At 69.0% G+C, this 17,105-nt stretch carries 15 protein-coding genes; 5 read left to right on the top strand and 10 right to left on the bottom strand.

Annotated elements, in window-relative coordinates:
• Positions 1 to 5: 5 nt before the first annotated feature.
• Positions 6 to 1,100, bottom strand: a complete 1,095-nt coding sequence (locus tag NOCYR_RS17195) for a LuxR C-terminal-related transcriptional regulator (RefSeq protein WP_231855945.1) — start codon at positions 1,098 to 1,100, stop codon at positions 6 to 8.
• A 177-nt stretch (positions 1,101 to 1,277) separates the two neighbouring features.
• Here NOCYR_RS17195 and NOCYR_RS17190 point away from each other — a divergent pair, with 177 nt between their 5' ends.
• From NOCYR_RS17190 to NOCYR_RS17180, 3 genes are all read left to right on the top strand, one after another.
• A complete protein-coding gene (locus NOCYR_RS17190) occupies positions 1,278 to 1,610 on the top strand; it encodes an ester cyclase (protein WP_014351671.1) in 333 nt (110 codons plus the stop codon).
• A 235-nt stretch (positions 1,611 to 1,845) separates the two neighbouring features.
• Complete coding sequence (locus NOCYR_RS17185; protein ID WP_014351670.1) at positions 1,846 to 2,850, top strand: Rpn family recombination-promoting nuclease/putative transposase; 1,005 nt, start codon at positions 1,846 to 1,848, stop codon at positions 2,848 to 2,850.
• A gap of 7 nt (positions 2,851 to 2,857) precedes the next feature.
• Entirely contained in the window at positions 2,858 to 3,055 is a 198-nt protein-coding gene (locus NOCYR_RS17180) for a hypothetical protein (protein WP_048833468.1), read from the top strand.
• Positions 3,056 to 3,065: 10 nt separating this feature from the next.
• On the opposite strand, the gene NOCYR_RS17175 is transcribed toward NOCYR_RS17180, so the two are convergent.
• Entirely contained in the window at positions 3,066 to 3,539 is a 474-nt protein-coding gene (locus NOCYR_RS17175) for a hypothetical protein (protein ID WP_014351669.1), read from the bottom strand.
• A 206-nt stretch (positions 3,540 to 3,745) separates the two neighbouring features.
• On the bottom strand, positions 3,746 to 5,914 hold the full coding sequence (locus NOCYR_RS17170; protein ID WP_014351668.1) for a thiamine pyrophosphate-dependent enzyme: 2,169 nt from the start codon (positions 5,912 to 5,914) through the stop codon (positions 3,746 to 3,748).
• A 394-nt stretch (positions 5,915 to 6,308) separates the two neighbouring features.
• Here NOCYR_RS17170 and NOCYR_RS17165 point away from each other — a divergent pair, with 394 nt between their 5' ends.
• Positions 6,309 to 6,773: an aminoacyl-tRNA deacylase gene (locus tag NOCYR_RS17165; protein ID WP_014351667.1), complete on the top strand. Its 465-nt coding sequence runs from the start codon at positions 6,309 to 6,311 to the stop codon at positions 6,771 to 6,773.
• A 210-nt stretch (positions 6,774 to 6,983) separates the two neighbouring features.
• Here the strand turns inward: NOCYR_RS17165 and pgl are convergent, their stop codons facing one another.
• The 5 genes from pgl to tkt are packed head-to-tail and all read right to left on the bottom strand — an operon-like array spanning position 6,984 to position 13,486.
• Positions 6,984 to 7,739, bottom strand: coding sequence for a 6-phosphogluconolactonase (gene pgl / locus NOCYR_RS17160; RefSeq protein WP_014351666.1), 756 nt, complete (start codon positions 7,737 to 7,739; stop codon positions 6,984 to 6,986).
• Positions 7,732 to 8,640, bottom strand: coding sequence for a glucose-6-phosphate dehydrogenase assembly protein OpcA (gene opcA, locus NOCYR_RS17155; RefSeq protein WP_014351665.1), 909 nt, complete (start codon positions 8,638 to 8,640; stop codon positions 7,732 to 7,734). The genes pgl and opcA overlap by 8 nt, the downstream gene beginning before the upstream one ends.
• Entirely contained in the window at positions 8,637 to 10,202 is a 1,566-nt protein-coding gene (zwf, locus tag NOCYR_RS17150) for a glucose-6-phosphate dehydrogenase (RefSeq protein ID WP_048833466.1), read from the bottom strand. Before zwf ends, opcA begins: the two co-directional genes overlap by 4 nt.
• A 5-nt stretch (positions 10,203 to 10,207) precedes the next feature.
• A complete protein-coding gene (gene tal / locus NOCYR_RS17145; RefSeq protein WP_048834237.1) occupies positions 10,208 to 11,338 on the bottom strand; it encodes a transaldolase in 1,131 nt (376 codons plus the stop codon).
• 6 nt (positions 11,339 to 11,344) lie between these two features.
• Entirely contained in the window at positions 11,345 to 13,486 is a 2,142-nt protein-coding gene (gene tkt, locus NOCYR_RS17140; RefSeq protein ID WP_014351662.1) for a transketolase, read from the bottom strand.
• 425 nt (positions 13,487 to 13,911) lie between these two features.
• Between tkt and NOCYR_RS17135 the strand changes: the two genes are divergently transcribed.
• Positions 13,912 to 14,901: a heme o synthase gene (locus NOCYR_RS17135; RefSeq protein WP_014351661.1), complete on the top strand. Its 990-nt coding sequence runs from the start codon at positions 13,912 to 13,914 to the stop codon at positions 14,899 to 14,901.
• A 99-nt stretch (positions 14,902 to 15,000) separates the two neighbouring features.
• Here the strand turns inward: NOCYR_RS17135 and NOCYR_RS30055 are convergent, their stop codons facing one another.
• Together NOCYR_RS30055 and NOCYR_RS17125 are read right to left on the bottom strand one after the other, a co-directional pair.
• Positions 15,001 to 15,510, bottom strand: coding sequence for an FAD-dependent monooxygenase (locus NOCYR_RS30055; RefSeq protein ID WP_014351660.1), 510 nt, complete (start codon positions 15,508 to 15,510; stop codon positions 15,001 to 15,003).
• Between the two features lie 19 nt (positions 15,511 to 15,529).
• Positions 15,530 to 17,014, bottom strand: coding sequence for an FAD-dependent monooxygenase (locus NOCYR_RS17125; RefSeq protein ID WP_014351659.1), 1,485 nt, complete (start codon positions 17,012 to 17,014; stop codon positions 15,530 to 15,532).
• Positions 17,015 to 17,105 lie beyond the last annotated feature (91 nt).

Raw genomic sequence — 17,105 nt, 5'->3', positions numbered from 1 at the left:
CCGGTCTACGTGGTCGACCCGTCGCCGGGCGCCGGGGCGGGCGGTCGGAGGAGTACGCCGACGAGGTCGCGGCGGCTGCGCACGCCGACCTTGTCGAAGACAGCTTTGAGATGGTCCTGGACGGTGTGCCGGGAGATATGCAGCGACTCGGAGATGTGCTGGGTCGAGCTGCCGCGCAACACCAGCCGGGCCACCTCCGCCTCGCGCGGGCTCAGGCCGTAGGCCGACAGCAGGAGCGGGACGGTGGCGGCGGGCTCGGCGGTCTTGATGACGACACTGATGCTCTGCTCGCCCGGCGGGCCGGAGAGGCGGGACGCGTAGAGGGTGAGCCAGCGTCCGTCGCGGGCACGGACGCGGCTGGTGGGCAGGGTCTGCGGCAGCGCGGTGCCCTGCTCGATCGAACGCAACGCCATGGCGACCGCGTAGACCGGCGCGGGTAGTGGCAGCGAGCTCGGTCGGAGCTGCTCGACCAGCGACAGCAGGTGCTCGGCCTCCGGAGTCACCGCCACGAGGCTGAGATTTTCGGCGAGCAGTACGACGCCCGGTTCATCGGCGGCGCCGGCCGTGGAACCGGTCAGCAGTATGGCGCGGCGCAGCGCGTGCGCGAGATGCGGGCCGACGCTCGCGATCAGCTCGGTCTCGGCGCGAGTGAAGCCGAGCGGATCGTCGGCTCGGTGCAGACACAAATAGCCCCAGCAATGCGAGCCCGCGACCAGGGCGGCGCGCAGTTCGTCACCGAGACCCAACGGACGCATGATGTCGCGGTAGCGGCCGCTGGCGGCGCGGTCGAAATGCGTGGCGGCGTCCAGCGAGGCGACGTGCGTGGGGGAGAGGGCCAGGGCCGCGAAACGGTTGACGTCCTTGCCGCTGAACTCGTTGTCGAGGAACAGTGGCGCGACGGAATCGAGCGGCTGCTCGGCATACGAGCCGGTGAACAACAACGTCTCGGGATCGGCGGTGGCGAAGAAGGCGGATTCCACCGGCAGCAGCCGGCGCACCGACCGCAGCAACTGCTGAGGCAGCTCGGGTGGATCCAGTCCGCCATGGCAATGGCGGACCAGGTCATGCACGGCACGGGTCGTGCTCGCCGCCCTGGGCACAGCTCCAGTATCGGCCCGATCCGATCGGATCCCAACAACGTGGGATGGCCGCCGCACCGCAACCGCTCCACGATCAGACCATGACCAGCAACAACACCACTCAGAACAAGCAGCTCGTGGACACGTTCATCCAGGAACTGTTCACCAAAGGCGACCTCGGCGCCGTCGACCGGTACGGTGCACCCCGACTTCGTCAACCACGATCCGCCGTTCCCCGGCGCACCGGAGGGTCGCGAAGGACTGCGACTCGCCGCGGCGATGTTCCGCGAGGCGCTGCCCGGCTGGCACAGCGAGATCGACCAGCTCATCGCCGAAGACGACCTGGTCGTGGAACGATTCACCGCCAGCGGCACCCACCGCGGCGAACTCATGGGCGCCGCGCCCACCGGCCGGACCCTCGTGCTCACCGGCATCCAGATCTTCCGCATCGAGGGCGAGCGCATCGTAGAACGGTGGGGGCGCCTCGATGATGCGGGGTTGTTCCGGCAGCTCGGGCTGGTGGCCGGGTGATGTGTGGGTGCGCGGTTACGCAGCCCGCAGCCCGGCACGCCGGCCGCCGATGCGGTGACGCTGCTCGCCGGGTGGGCGGCCACTGAATTGGGTGTGGCGGATCGGGCGGCCAGCGGTAGTTAGGCGACCCGAAACAGGCTACTGCCCAGCCGAATCCGCGCATCGCCGTGCCGTGTCGGCGAAACGCCGTATCCGATTCGTTATCTGTCAGTGGTGGCGCGTAGCTTCGCGCGCTGTGACCACTCCGCCGTCGAACCCGCACGACGCGTACTTCCGTCAAGTCCTCGCGCGTGCCGAGAACGCGGAATCCGAGCTGCGGGCCGCGCTACCGGCGGCGATCACGGCCCGGATCGATTGGGGCACACTGGCGTTGCAGCCCGGAACCTTCGTATCGGACGAACTGCGGTCCCGATACAGCGACCTGCTCTACCGGGCCCGCTTCGACGGTCGCGACGCCTACATCTATCTGCTGATCGAGCACCAATCCAGCAACGACCGATTCATGGCGCTGCGCATGCTCGAGTACGTGGTGCAGATCTGGAATCAGCACCGCAGGGAAGTGCAGGAACGCCGTCGGCAAGAGCGACGCAAGACCCGCGGCGCGGCCGAGTACGAGAAGCTGCCGCCGGTGATCCCGCTGGTGGTGCACAGCGGTGAGCCACGCGCATGGGCCGCACCCACCGACCTGGGCGACCTGATCGACCTCGATCCGGTGGCCGACGAGGACATGCGGCGCTACCTGCCGCGCTTCGAATTCCTCCTCGACGACGTCGCCGCCCTCGACCTGGTCGCCCTCCGCGCCCGCGACCTCACCCCCGAGACCCGGGTGATGCTGATGCTGCACAAGATCGCACCGGGCAATACCAACCTCGGTCACGATATGCTGATACTGGTCGATGACCTGCGGATCCTCGAATCACAACAACACCCACCCACCGACCTGAAAGTGCACTTCCGCTATCTGCTGATAGTCGGAGATACTCCAGAAAACGATCTGGACCAGGTGATCGAACAACTCGGTCCACGCGCTAAGGAGGCGATCGTGACTACGGCTGAACGGCTGATGGCGCAGGGGGAGGTGCGTGGCCAGTGCTCGGTGCTGCTCGATCAGCTGGAGTTCAAGTTCGGTCGGCTGCCGGTGGGGGTCGTGGAGGCTGTTCGGGCGGCTGGTCCTGCCGAGCTGCGGATGTGGGCGCTGCGAGTTCTGACGGCGTCGACGTTGGACGATGTGTTCGCGTGAGGCGATCGTGACTACGGCTGAACGGCTGATGGCGCAGGGGGAGGTGCGTGGGCAGCGTGAGGTGCTGCTCCGATTGTTGGGGGTGAAGTTCGGTCAGCTTCCGCCAGGTGTCGTGTCGGCTGTTCGGGCGGCTGATCCGGGTCAGCTGTTGGTGTGGGAGCCGCGGATTCTGACGGCTTCGACACTCGAGGACGTCTTCGCCTGAGCCGCCGCGCTCAGCGGTATTCGCCGGCCAGGTCGGTGTAATCGCGCCACTGGGGCATGGGTTGGGTGTTCAGGTAGGCGGTGAAGCGGTCGAGGAGGTATTGCCAGCGGGGGCCGATTGTGGCGGCATCCTCGGGGTGGACGTGGCGGCGGATGAGTTCGAGGTTGGTGACTACGCCGACCTGGCTCAGGTGTAGTTCGAGGGTGCCGTCGTCTACCTGGGCGTGGAGGTCGTTGGGGGCCGAGCAGTGGGCGACGTGGACGGTGAGGGGGCCGGGGACGGGGCCGTCGGCGGGTTCGATGACGAGGTCGGTGCCGGTGCCGGAGACCGCGCCGAACCAGCGCACGAGCTGGCGGGGCTCGGTGCATGCCGCCCAGACCTCGAGCACCGGATGCCGGAACGAGCGCAGGTAGTGCAGCAGGACCAGCTCGTCGGGGCAATCGTGTTCCGGTCGCACTTCGCCGAGCATCGACATCGTCGTCATCGGTGTACCTCCCGCGGTTCGCTGTCGCTGTCGAGAGTATTTCCCGTGGGGCGCGCGCGAATCGTGATTCGGTGCAATCGCTTCCAGGCTCGGTGCGTCGTGCCACAGCGGCCCCGGCATCAGTGGCGCATATGGGCGGTTCGGGCGGACTCGATGGCGGTTCGTCGTCGACCCGGTAGCGCCACCGGCCGATGCTCGCCCACGGGTCAGCGGGCAACGAGTTCGATGGCGGCGGACTCGATGGCGGATTCGTCGAGCAGGACCGTGGACGCCGCCGGCCCGAGCGGTACGAAACTGTCGGCGCTGGTCACGCGGGCCAAGCGACCGGTGAACCCGGCGTCGAGCAGGGCCGCGTACACCGACTCCGAGACGCCCCCACTGCGCCGGGTCTCATCAGCGACCAGCACCCGGCCGCTGATCTCGGCGTGGTGGACCAGATCATCGTGCGGGAGCGGGGCCAGCCAGCGCAGATCGAGGACGCGGGCGTCGACACCCTGTGCGGCGAGCCGACGCGCGACCCGCAGGCTCATCGGCACCCCATTTCCGAAGGTGACGATGGTCAGGTCGGAGCCGTCGCCGTAGGTCCTTGCCCGGCCGATCGGCACATGCCAAGGCGCGGCCGCGGGAGCGAGCCAGCCGTCGTCGCCGGATTCGTACAGGTCACGGCGGTGGTAGAGGGCGATCGGCTCCACGACGACGCACACCCGGCCATCCACCCGCGCTGCCGACACGCACGTGCGCAGTAGTGCCGCCGCATCGTCGGCACGGGCTGGAACCGCGACCACCAGCCCGGGGATGTCGCGCAGCGCGGCCACCGAATTGTCATTGTGGAAGTGACCGCCGAACCCCTTCTGATACGCCAGACCGGCGACCCGCACCACCATCGGATTCCGATAGCGGCCCTCGGAGAAGAACCGCAACGTCGCGGCCTCACCCCGCAACTGGTCGAGCGCATTGTGCACGTAGGCCAAGTACTGGATCTCCGGAATCGGCACGAATCCGGCGAGGCCGGCGCCCAGCGCGGTGCCGAGCACGCTCTGCTCATCCAGCAGCGTGTCGAACACTCGCCGCGCGCCGAACTCCTTGCGCAGCCCCTTCGTCACGCCGTAGACCCCGCCCTTGCGGCCGACATCCTCGCCGAACACCAGGACGTCGTTGTCACGGTGCAGCAGTTCACGCAATGTGTGGTTGATGCTCTGCGCCAACGTCAGTGGGTTGTCTTGCGCCGCAGAACTTTCCCGGAGCACATCGGCTTCGACGAGGTCCGGATGTGCCGGTGCCAGCGGCGCCATCACCTGCGCGGCCGAGGCAAGCCGGGGAGCGTCCGCGACTTCGGCCGCGACTTCGGCGACACGCTCGGCGATCGCGTCGTACCGGGCCAGAACCTCATCGGAGGTGCAGATTCCGGTGGTGATCAGCATGCGTGCGGTGGCGGCGACCGGATCACACCCGAGGTCGGCGGCGATCGCGGCCGGAGCCCGATAGCCGGATTCGACATCGGAACCGGCATGGCCGAGCAGGCGCACGGTGCGCAACCGGAGGAACGCCGGGGCTCGATGGGTGCGCACCCAATCCACGGCCTCGGTCGCGGTGGTGAGGGCGTCGAGCAGATCGCATCCATCGGCGTCGAAATACCGCAGACCCGGCCGCTGCCCATAGGCGGTGCGAATCCAGTCGGGCGGTGTCGGCACGCTGATCCCGATGCCGTTGTCCTCACAGACGAACAGGACCGGCAGGCCCACACCGAGATGGGCGGTGTGCACGGCGGCATTGATCGCGCCGGCCGCTGTGGAGTGATTGGCCGACGCATCGCCGAACGTGCACAGCACCACCGCGTCGTCCGGCCATTCCCTGGGCACCCCGAGCCGCACAGCCCGATCCAGTGCGAACGCCAACCCGACGGCGCGCGGCAGATGCGAGGCGATGGTCGAGGTCTGCGGGATGATCGCCGCGGCCTTGCTCCCGAACACCTTGTGCCTGCCGCCGGAAATCGGATCGGCCGCCGCCGCAACAACACCCAGCAGCACGTCGCGCACCGGATCGAGGCCGTCGATCTGCCGCTCCCGCTGCACGAAGAACGCCCCTGACCGGTAGTGCAGCAACGCCGGATCATCCACCCGCGTCGCCACCGCCAGCACCGCATTCCCCTCATGCCCGGACGACCCGATGCTGTAGAAGCCGCGCCCGGCCCGCCCCAACCGCCGCGCGGCCAGATCGAGGTGCCGGCTGGTGACCTGGGATTCGAACAGTTCCAGATACAGCGCCGCCGCCGATCCGTCGAGGACCTGGGCCGAGCCCGATGGACCGCCGCCCGGCGCCGGCACCGCCGCACCCACCGCCGCCCGGAACCGCTGCTCCAGCTCTTGTTCACTCATCGCCGGTCCCGCGGCGATCGCCCGACACCCAGCTCATAACGGCAGCCTACGACCGGCGAGCTCATCGTCGCCCGCGCCGCGCCCCGAGTGGGGATCGGGGCTCGGCGACGACACCACACCGGACTTCGCGACCACCTCGAACACCGAGAAACCGACGATCGTCGTCGCGCCACACCGCGCTGCGAACCGAAGCGCGGCGTCGGCTTCCAGGCCGATACCGGGTTGCCGCGGACAGCCGGCGAGACAGTCGGCACAGCCACTCCGCGAGAGTAAAATTCTTCCTGTTCCAGCCGCCCCACGACGCGGAAGTGACCTGCCGGACGGCAGGACTGTCCGTCGGCCGGTTCCGCCAGTGGTCGTCGACTCGCCCGCACACCAGTGGAAGGCAACGATCATGGGCATCGCGATGAGCATGCGTGAGTACCTCGATGAGCACGACGTGCACTACGACGTGACCGAGCACGACAGGACCCCGACCTCGGCCCGGACCGCGCAGGTCAGCCATATCCCCGGCCGGGAACTCGCGAAAGGCGTCGTGCTGAAGAAGAACGGGGATTACATGGTGGCCGTGCTACCGGCCAACCGGCTGCTCGACCTGGTCGAGGCGGGATCGGTGGTCGGTGAGTCGGTCCGGTTGGCTTCCGAAGACGAGGCCGCCGCGTTGTTCCCGGACTGCGCGACCGGCGCCATCCCGGTGATGGCCGAGCCGTACCGGCTGGCCTGCGTGGTCGACGACCACCTCAGCAACCGGCCCGACATCTACTTCGAAGGCGGCGACCACGGCACCCTCGTGCACATGGCCGGCGAAGAGTTCGACCGGTTGATGGCGCAGTTCCCACACGGCAACCTGACGTTGTAGACCGCGCAGTTCGCCGATGGCCCCGCCGCTGTTCGGTGCGGGGCAGTTACGCGGCGTCATGGCGGGCTCGCGCAGGTATCGCACCGCACTCCTACGGCGCGGGTTCGATCCGACAACAGTGCCGTTCCCGCAGACGGCGACCGGTTCGGCCGCAATCACCGCACGCCGCCTGGCGACGAGTCACCAGCACAGCGCCGACCGGATCGGCGATCAGCGCAGAGCGGAGGCGGCGGCCCGGTCGAGCAACCAGGTGGTCGACTCCGAACCGGACGCACCCGCGGCCGGGATGTCGACCGGTTCGGCACCGCCGATGGCAGCGGCGACCGCATCGGCCTTGTTCGCGCCGCCGACCACCAGCACCACGTGGCGGGCGTGGCGGATCGCGGGCAGGGTCAGGGTGACGCGGACCGGGGGCGGTTTGGGGGAGTCGGTCACCGCGACGACGAGTTCGTGTTCTTCGCGCACCGCGTCGGTGTCGGGGAACAGCGAATTGATGTGGCCCTCGCCGCCCATGCCGAGCAGGTGCAGGTCGAAGGCGCCGTGTTCGGCGAGGTGAGCGTGCACGGCTGCGGAGTACTCGGCGGCCGCGGCCACGGGGTCGGGGTATTCGCCGTCGGAGGTCGCCACCGGATGCACGCGGTGCGGGTCGACCGGCACATGATCGAGCAGTGCCTCGCGGGCCTGGCGGTCGTTGCGTTCGGCGTCGCCGGCCGGGACGAACCGCTCATCGCCCCAGAACACATCCAGTTGCGACCAGTCGATGTCGCCCGGGTTCTCACGCACTTTCTTCAACAGGTCGATGCCGGTGCCGCCGCCGGTGAGCACCACCGACGCCGAACCGCGCGCGGCCTGCGCCGCGACCACGATGCCGACGAAGCGCTTGGCCGCCGCGGCGACCAGCGCGTCGGTATCGGGCTGCACCTCGACGGTGTCGCCGGGGAAGGACGAATCGGTGCTGCTAGACATAGGTCACCCTTTCGATGCCGGCCAGCGCCTCGGCGTAGATGTCGTCGGCGTCGAGCCGGCGCAACTCCTCGGCGAGGCAGTCCCGAGCCTCCCTGCGCGCCAACGCGATCCGCTGCTCCGGTTCCCCGGTGCGGGTGAGCGTGGCGGTGACTCCGGTCTGCGGGCGGGTGATGCCGATCGACACCGTCGGCCGGTGCAGCTCCACCCGCAGCTCCCCGGTGCGGCGATACACCGGGCATTCCAGGCGCCCGGCCAGCCATCCGGCCAGGATGTCGAGGGCCGGCTCGTCACGCAGGCCCGACACCGTCACCGATTCGACCGGCTCGAACGGTGGTTCGTCCATCGCGGCCGCCAGCAGCGCCCGCCAATAGGTGATCCGGCTCCACGCCAGATCGGTATCGCCGGAAGCGTAGGAATTGCGCCGCTTCTTGATGGTGGCCTGCGGGTCGGCGGCGAAGGTGGCATCGGTGATCCGCCGGGCGGCCAGCCGGCCCACCGAATCCTTCGACGGGAACTCCGGCGCCCCGCGCGGCCACCACGCCACCACCGGCGTGTCCGGCAAAAGGAACGGGATGACGACGCTGCTCTCGTGATTGATCAGCTGTCCCTGCAGCCGCAGCACTATCACCTCGGCCGCGCCCGCGTCCCCGCCGACACGGATCTGGGCGTCCAACCGGGTTTCGGCCGCACGGTCACCGCGGGCCAAAACGACTACGCGGCAAGGGTGTTCGCGGCTGGCGTCGTTGGCGGCGTCGATCGCGTCCTCGGCCTCGGAGCTGTCCAGCGTGCACACCACCAGGGTGAGCACGCGGCCCATCGTGATGACGCCGTTGCTCTCGCGCAGCTTCACCAGCCGTTTGGTGACTTCGCCGGTGGTGGTGTCGGGCATGTCGACGATCACGGGCGCCGCCATTCCCGGCCGGTGCGGGCCAGCATCTCATCGGCCGATTCAGGTCCCCAGGTGCCGGCCTCGTACTGTTCGGGTTTGCCGTCGGCGGCCCAGTGTTCCAGCACCGGATCGAGGATGCTCCACGACAATTCGACCTCCGCGTTCACCGGGAACAGCGACGGCACACCGAGCAGCACATCCAGGATCAGCCGCTCGTAGGCCTCCGGGGAGGACTCGGTGAACGCCTCGCCGTAGCTGAAATCCATGTTCACATCGCGCACCTCCATCCCGGTCCCCGGCACCTTGGAGCCGAACCGCATGGTGATGCCCTCATCCGGCTGAATACGCATGACCAGCGCGTTCTGCCCGAGTTCCTCGGTCATGGTCTGATCGAAGGGCAGATGCGGTGCGCGTTTGAACACCACCGCGATCTCGGTGACGCGCCGGCCCAGCCGTTTGCCGGTGCGCAGATAGAACGGCACCCCGGCCCAGCGGCGAGTGTTGACCTCTAGGGTGAGCGCGGCATAGGTCTCGGTGCGCGAATCCGGGTCGAAACCCTCTTCGTCGAGCAGGCCGACCACCTGCTCACCGCCCTGCCAGCCCGCCGCGTACTGACCGCGTGCGGTGGTCTCGTCCAGCGGTTCCACCAGGGTGGTGGCGGAGAGGACCTTGATCTTCTCCATCTGCAATTGGTTGGGCGCGAAGCTGATCGGCTCCTCCATGGCGGTGAGCGCCAGCAACTGCAACAGATGGTTCTGGATGACGTCGCGCGCGGCGCCGATGCCGTCGTAGTACCCCGCGCGCCCGCCGAGCCCGATGTCCTCGGCCATGGTGATCTGCACGTGGTCGACGTAGTTGGCGTTCCAGATCGGATCGAACAACTGGTTGGCGAAGCGCAGCGCCAGGATGTTCTGCACCGTCTCCTTGCCGAGATAGTGGTCGATGCGGAACACCGTCTCCTCCGGGAACACCCGGTTGACCAGCGCGTTCAGTTCGCGGGCGCTGTCCAGGTCGTGCCCGAAGGGCTTCTCGATCACCACGCGGCGCCACGGGGTGCGCCCGTGTGCCTGGGTGGGCTTGGCCAGCCCGTGTTCGGAGAGCTGGTCGAGCACCACCGGGAACATGTCCGGCGGAATCGACAGGTAGAAGGCGTGATTGCCGCCGGTGCCGCGTTCGGCGTCCAGCCGCGCCAGCGTCGCGGCCAGCTGGGCGAAGGCGGCATCGTCTTCGAAGGTGCCCTGGACGAACCGGATGCCTTCGGCCAGGTGATCCCACACCTGCTGGCGAAACGGGGTGCGCGCGTGCGCTTTCACCGATTCCAGCACGATATCGGCGAAATCGGCGTCGCCCATATCGCGGCGGGCGAAACCCACCAGCGCGAAACCCGGGGGCAGCAGCCCCCGGTTCGCCAGATCGTAGATGGCCGGCATGAGCTTCTTCCGGGACAGATCGCCGGTGACCCCGAAGATCACCATGCTGCACGGACCCGCGATCCGCGGTACCCGCTTGTCCCGTCCGTCGCGCAGTGGGTTACGCCACCCGGCCGTGGTCGCTGCGTGCCCGGTACCGGCCATCTGGGTCAGTTACCCCCGGCCGCGGACAGCTCCTGTGCGGTGGCCGAAAGCAGTTCCCCCCACGACTTCTCGAACTTGTCGACGCCTTCGCGTTCGAGCACCGCGAACACATCGTCGAGGTCGATGCCGACGGCCGCCAGCTTGTCGAACACCTCTTGCGCCGCCGTGGCGGTGCCGGAGACGGTGTCGCCGCGGATCTCGCCGTGATCGGCGACCGCTTCGAGGGTCTTCTCCGGGAGCGTGTTGACCGTGTTGGGTGCGACGAGTTCGGTCACGTACATCGTGTCCGAGTACTCCGGGTTCTTCACCCCGGTCGAGGCCCACAGGGGACGCTGCCGGTTGGCACCCATGGCCGCGAGGTGGCTGTAGGTGGAGGTGTGCGCGCCGCCGTCGAAGACGTCCTGGTACTCGGCGTAGGCGAGCCGGGCGTTGGCCACACCGGCCTGACCGCGCAGCGCCAGCGCCTCCGGCGAGCCGATCGCCTCGAGCCGCTTGTCGATCTCGGTGTCGACGCGGGAGACGAAGAACGACGCCACCGAATGGATGTAGGCCAGGTCGTGGCCCGCGGTGCGGGCCTTGCGCAGGCCATCGAGGTAGGCGCCCATCACCGAGCGGTAGCGGGCGACTGAGAAGATCAGCGTGACGTTGACGCTGATGCCCTCGGCGATCACCGCAGTGATCGCGGGCAGGCCCTCTTCGGTGGCCGGGATCTTGATGAACAGGTTGGGCCGGTCGACGATCTTCCACAGTTCGACCGCCTGCGCGACGGTCTTGTCGGCGTCGAAGGCCAGCCGCGGATCGACCTCGATGGAGACCCGGCCGTCCACGCCGCCGGTCGCCTCGAAGACCGGGGCCAGCACATCGCAGGCCGCGCGGACGTCGTCGGTGGTGATGGTGCGGATGGCCGCGTCGGCGTCGGCGCCCTGCGCCGCCAAGGCCGCGACCTGGGCGTCGTAGGCGTGGCCTTTGCTCAGGGCGCCCTGGAAGATGGTCGGGTTGGTGGTCACGCCGACCACGCCGCGGGTCGCGATCAGTTCCGCGAGATTGCCGGAGTTGATCCGGTCGCGGGACAGATCGTCGAGCCAGACCGACACTCCCGCCGCGCTGAGGGCGGCGATGTTCTCGTTCTGTGCCATGAGCACTTATCCCTTCACGTTGCTGAGCGAGCGCTGGGCAGCGGCCACGACCGCCTCGGGCGTGAAGCCGAACTCGCGGAACAGGGTCTTGTAGTCGGCGGAGGCGCCGAAGTGCTCGATGGAGACGATCTCGCCCGCGTCACCGGCGAACCGGTGCCACGGCATCGCGATACCGGCCTCGACGGTCACCCGGGCGGCGACCGACGGCGGCAGCACCTCGTCGCGGTAGGCCTTGTCCTGCGCGTCGAACCACTCCACGCACGGCATCGAGACCACGCGGGTGCCGATGCCCTGCTCCTCCAGCGTAGTGCGCGCCTCGACGGCGAGCTGGAGCTCCGAACCGGTGGCGATCAAGATCACCTGCGGGGTGCCGGTGGAGGCCTCGGCCAGGATGTAGCCGCCCTTGGCCACACCCTCGTAGCTGGTGCCCTCCAGGATCGGCAGGTTCTGGCGGGTCAGTGCCAGCGCGGACGGGCCGTCCTGGTGCGGCATCTCCGAGACCGAGAAGTGCGAGCTGTGCTCGCTGCTGTCGCGCTCGAGGATGGTGCGCCAGGCGTAGGTGGTCTCGTTGGCGTCGCCCGGGCGGACCACGTTCAGGCCGGGGATGGCGCGCAACGCGGCCAGGTGCTCGATCGGCTGGTGGGTGGGACCGTCCTCACCGAGACCGATGGAATCGTGGGTCCAGACGTAGGTGACCGGGATGCGCATCAGCGCGGCCAGGCGCACCGCCGGACGCATGTAGTCGCTGAATACCAGGAAGGTGCCGCCGTAGGGGCGGGTCGGGCCGTGCAGCGCGATGCCGTTGAGGATCGAGCCCATGGCGTGCTCGCGCACACCGAAGTGCAGCGTGCGCCCGTACGGGCTGGTCTTCCACATGCCGGTGGAGATCGACTCCGGGCCGAAGCTCGGCACGTCGGGCATGGTGGTGTTGTTGGATTCGGCGAGGTCGGCCGAACCGCCCCACAGCTCCGGCAGCACCGGCGCCAGCGCGGCCAGCACCTTGCCGGAGGCCTTACGGGTGGCCATACCGGCCGGATCCGGCTCGTAGGTGGGCAGATTCGCGGCCCAGCCGGCCGGCAGATCGCGGTTGGCGAGCCGGTCGAACAGCTTCTTGTTCTCCGGGTTGGCCTGCGCCCACGCGTCGAAGCTCTGCTGCCATTCTTTGTGCGCCTGCTGACCGCGCTCGATGGCCTTGCGGGTGTGCGCGATGACGGCGTCGTCGACCTGGAAGCTCTGCTCGGGATCGAAACCGAGGATCTTCTTGGTGGCGGCCACCTCGTCGCCGCCGAGCGCGGCACCGTGCGAGGCGCCGGTGTTCATCTTGGTGGGCGCCGGGTAGCCGATGACGGTGCGCAGCACGATGATCGACGGCTTGCCGGTCTCGGCCTTGGCCGCCTCGATCGCGGCCTCGATGGCGACGACGTCCTCGCCGCCCTCCACGGTCTGCACATGCCAGCCGTAGGCGGCGTAGCGGGCGGCGACGTCCTCGGTGAAGGCGATGGTGGTGTCGTCTTCGATGGAGATCTTGTTGTCGTCGTAGATCACCACCAGGTTGCCCAGCTGCTGGGTGCCCGCCAGCGAGGACGCCTCGGAGGTGACGCCCTCCTCGAGGTCGCCGTCGGAGGCGACGACGTAGATGTAGTGATCGAACGGGCTGGTGCCGGGCGCGGCATCCGGGTCGAACAGGCCGCGTTCACGGCGGGCCGCCATCGCCATGCCGACCGCGGAGGCCAGGCCCTGACCCAGCGGGCCGGTGGTGATCTCGACGCCGTCGGTGTGCCGGAACTCCGGGTGGCCCGGGGTCAGCGAACCCCACTTGCGCAGGTTCTTCAGATCGTCGAGCTCGAGCCCGAAACCGGCCAGGTACAGCTGGATGTACTGGGTGAGGCTGGAGTGACCGCAGGAGAGCACGAAGCGGTCGCGGCCGACCCAGCTCGGATCGGAGGGGTCGTGGCGCATGACGCGCTGGTAGAGCACGTAGGCCAGCGGCGCGAGGCTCATCGCGGTACCGGGGTGACCGTTGCCCGCGTTCTGGACCGCGTCGGCGGCCAGCACCCGGATCGTGTCGACCGCCTTGGTGTCCAGGTCCGTCCAGTCGGCCGGGTGGTTCGGCTGGGTGAGGGCGCGGATGTCGTCTGTCACTGACACGACCGAGGTTCTCCTGACATTGGTTTCGTCGACGATGGCGGGGTGGGCGGTGGCATGACGTACGGCAACGCCGAAATGCGCGTGCCGGATGTACCTACCACCCTAGATGTGCCCGCGACCGGCCGCGCACGAACCCGGGGGAAATCCGCCGCTCGGCGGCGTGGCGCAGGTGTGTGCGCGGGCGGTGGCGTGCGGCCCGCCGAATGTGGTGCTTGCCACGAAAGCGCGTGGAAGTGCGTGAACCGCCGCTGTTCACGCCGGGTGCGGGTGGTTACCCGCGGGTGAACGGCACTGTGCCGGGGCAGGGGGCGCGAGTCGGTGCGGTGGGGGCGTGGGTCTACCATCGTCTGTAGTAGTGGCCGCGCCGCAGCTGCGCGCTGCTCGTTCCACAGCCGGATGCGATGCACAGCGTGCGAGGAGAAGAAGTGCGGATCGGTCAACAGCCGGGGGTCGGCGGCGCGCACGATTCCGCACCGGCTCTCGCGAGTCGGGTCACCGGTGACGGCCCCCTGTCGAAGCTCCTGCGCCGCCCGCTGGCCTACATCGCGCTGACCAAACCGCGCGTCATCGAACTGCTGCTGGTCGCCACCATCCCGACCATGCTGCTGGCCGACCGCGGCCACGTCGACATCCGCCTCATCCTGGCCACCCTGTTCGGCGGGTGGATGGGCGCGGCGAGCGCGAACACCCTCAACTGCGTCGCCGACGCCGATATCGACAAGGTCATGAAGCGGACCGCCAAGCGTCCGCTGGCCCGCGACGCGGTGCCCACCTCGCACGCGTTCGTCTTCGGCGTGGTGCTCGGCATCGGCTCGTTCGCCTGGCTGTGGTGGCAGGCCAACCTGCTCAGCGGTGTGCTGGTGGTCGCGACGATCCTGTTCTACGTCTTCGTCTACACCCTCGGCCTCAAGCGCCGCACCTCGCAGAACGTGGTGTGGGGCGGCGCCGCGGGCTGCATGCCCGCCCTGGTCGGCTGGTCGGCGGTGACCGGCACCATCGGCTGGCCCGCGATCGCGCTGTTCGGCGTCATCTTCTTCTGGACGCCGCCGCACACCTGGGCGCTGGCCATGCGCTACAAGGAGGACTATCGCGCGGCCGGTGTGCCGATGCTGCCGGTGGTCGCCACCGAGCAGACCGTCACCAAGCAGATCGTGGTCTACACCTGGCTGACCGTGCTCACCACGCTGGCGCTGGTCCCTGCCACCGGCGTGATCTACGCGGCGGTCGCGCTGGTCGCCGGTGCCTGGTTCCTGCTGATGGCCCACCAGCTCTACGCCGGCGTGCGCCGCGGCGAATCGGTGAAACCGCTGCGGCTGTTCCTCCAGTCCAACAACTACCTGGCGGTGGTGTTCTGCGGGCTGGCCATCGACTCGGTGCTGGGCTGGACCACCATCGGCGAGGTGCTGTTCGGCTGAGCCGTTCCGCCGCGGCGGGTAGTCGGCATCGTCCTCCGCGCGTGCAGTCGCGGTGTGCCCCGCGACGTGGGGCTCGGCTACCGATTGCCGACCCGAGTTTCAGCGCTGTGGGGGCGAAGCGCTGACGAGTTCGGCCGGCACGCCCGACAGTGGCCCGGTCTCGTCCCTGGCGTCACGTGTCCCGAGATCGCGGGCGACGAACGCCCGGATCGAGGCGGAGTCACCGGACGTGCGCGGCCCCTGCCCGACCAACTCGCGGCTGTCGTCGGCGGCGATGAGATAGCGGAAACGCCGGATCTCGATCCCGCCCGCGCGTGCCAGCACCGCCGTGACACCGACCGGTTCCGGGCGCAGCGCGACCAATGCCGTGCCCGACTCGACTGCCACTCCCATGTCGGCGAGCCGCTCGCGCAGGGCTTCGCCCGCGATGCGCCGGGCCGACCGGTCGAGGCCGCGCAGCCGCAGCACGTTCGCGAGCGTGGAATCCGCGGGCGGATCGGCGAACAGACGACCTGCTCGGTCGACGACCCGGACGGCGATGCCTCGCCGCACCAGGGCGAGGGCGACGGGGAGCCCGATCGGGCCCGCGCCGGTGATCAGTACCTGCATGTCTGCCTCCTGTGCTGGGTTACATACCCCGCGCGAGTCGATCCAGCGCGCGGTCGGGGGATTCGGTGGTCGGCTGCCGCACCTCGCCGAGGTATCCGTCGGGGCGAATCAGGATGCGGGTCCCGTCGACGGCGTCGTAGGCATCGTGGGCGTGGCCGTCGACGTCGACGACCGCTGCCGTCGCACCGAGCGCGACGCCGGGTCGCACGACGGCGTACGTACGGACACCAGGCGCGGTGGGTAGTTCGCCGGTCGCGCCGAAGCACAGCAGCGTCGCGTGCGGGCCACGGAACAGATCGAACAGGCGCACGGTCTTGCCCGCGGCGTCCCGCAACGGTGCGTCCGGTGCGCGATCGCCGACCGCGACGGCGGCGGTCTCGGCCGGATCGCGGTAGGTGAGGTCGAGCTGGCGGGTCTGCTCGCCGCGGTGCATGGCGTCCTCGTCGCCGTCGATCAACTTGTCCAGCAGTTCGGTGCTGAGGCCGAGCACCCGCGCGGCAACTGTGCGCCGCTCCGGTTCGTAGGTCTGCAACGGTGCGTCATCACCGCCGAGCGCGGCGGCCAGTTTCCAGCCGAGGTTGTAGGCGTCCTGGATGCCGGTGTTCATGCCCTGGCCGCCGGTGGGCGGATGTACGTGGGCCGCGTCGCCGGCGAGCAGCACGCGGCCGATCCGGAATCGTTCGGCCAGGCGGATATTGGGGCGCCAGACGGTGACCCAGGTGAGGTCGGTGAGGGTGAGGTCGTCGCGGCCGCTGTAGCGGTCCAGGTAATGCTGCAAGGTGGCGAGGGTGGGTTCGGTGTCGTCGGCGAGAGGTGCCGCGAACTGGAAGTGGCGCCCGCCGGGCAAGGGGGACAGGGCGATTCCGGCCATCGGGTTGTCGGCGGCGGCGAACCAGTGGCCGAAGTCGTGGTCGAGCGCGTCGGCGCGGACGTCGCCGAGCAGCATGCGGAGGGAGTCGTCGGTGGTGCCTTCGAAGGCGATACCGAGCTGTTTGCGGACGGTGCTGGCGCCGCCGTCGGCCCCGACCAGGAAGGTGGCCCGGACCTGCTCCCGTGTTCCGGCCCGCCACACGGTCGCGGTGACGCCCTCGTCATCCTGATCGAACGATTCCAAGGCGGTGCCGAGTTCGACGTGAACACCGAATTCGGCCAGCCGCACACGCAGTATCTCCTCGGTCCTCGACTGCCCCAGCATCCACACATTGGGGTAGGGGACCGCCGGTGTCGGTTCGACCGGCTCGCTCATCCGATGCTCGCCGGCGAACTGTCCGTCCAGGTAGGCCCGCATGACCGGCGCGGGCGATCCGGCGGCGTGTATCGCGTCCAGCACGCCGAGGTCGTCGAAGACTTCGAGGGTGCGTGGCTGGATGCCGTCGCCGCGCGAACCGGCGAAGAACTGCCCGGCGCGATCGATCAACCGCACCGGGATTCCCCGGCGAGCCAGGTCGATGGCCAGTGTCAGGCCGGTCGGGCCTGCGCCCGCGATGAGGACGGGATGCTGCATGAGAACTCCTGGACGAGCGGCATTTCAGAACTGAATTGAAATTCAATGAATATGGATTCAGTATTGGAGTTGATAGGTTGCCTTGTCAAGG

The organism is Nocardia cyriacigeorgica GUH-2 (genome assembly GCF_000284035.1).
Taxonomy (GTDB): Bacteria; Actinomycetota; Actinomycetes; order Mycobacteriales; family Mycobacteriaceae; genus Nocardia; species Nocardia cyriacigeorgica_B.
The sequence above is the reverse complement of the archived record's forward strand: the minus strand, read 5'-3'. Positions and strand labels throughout refer to the sequence as shown.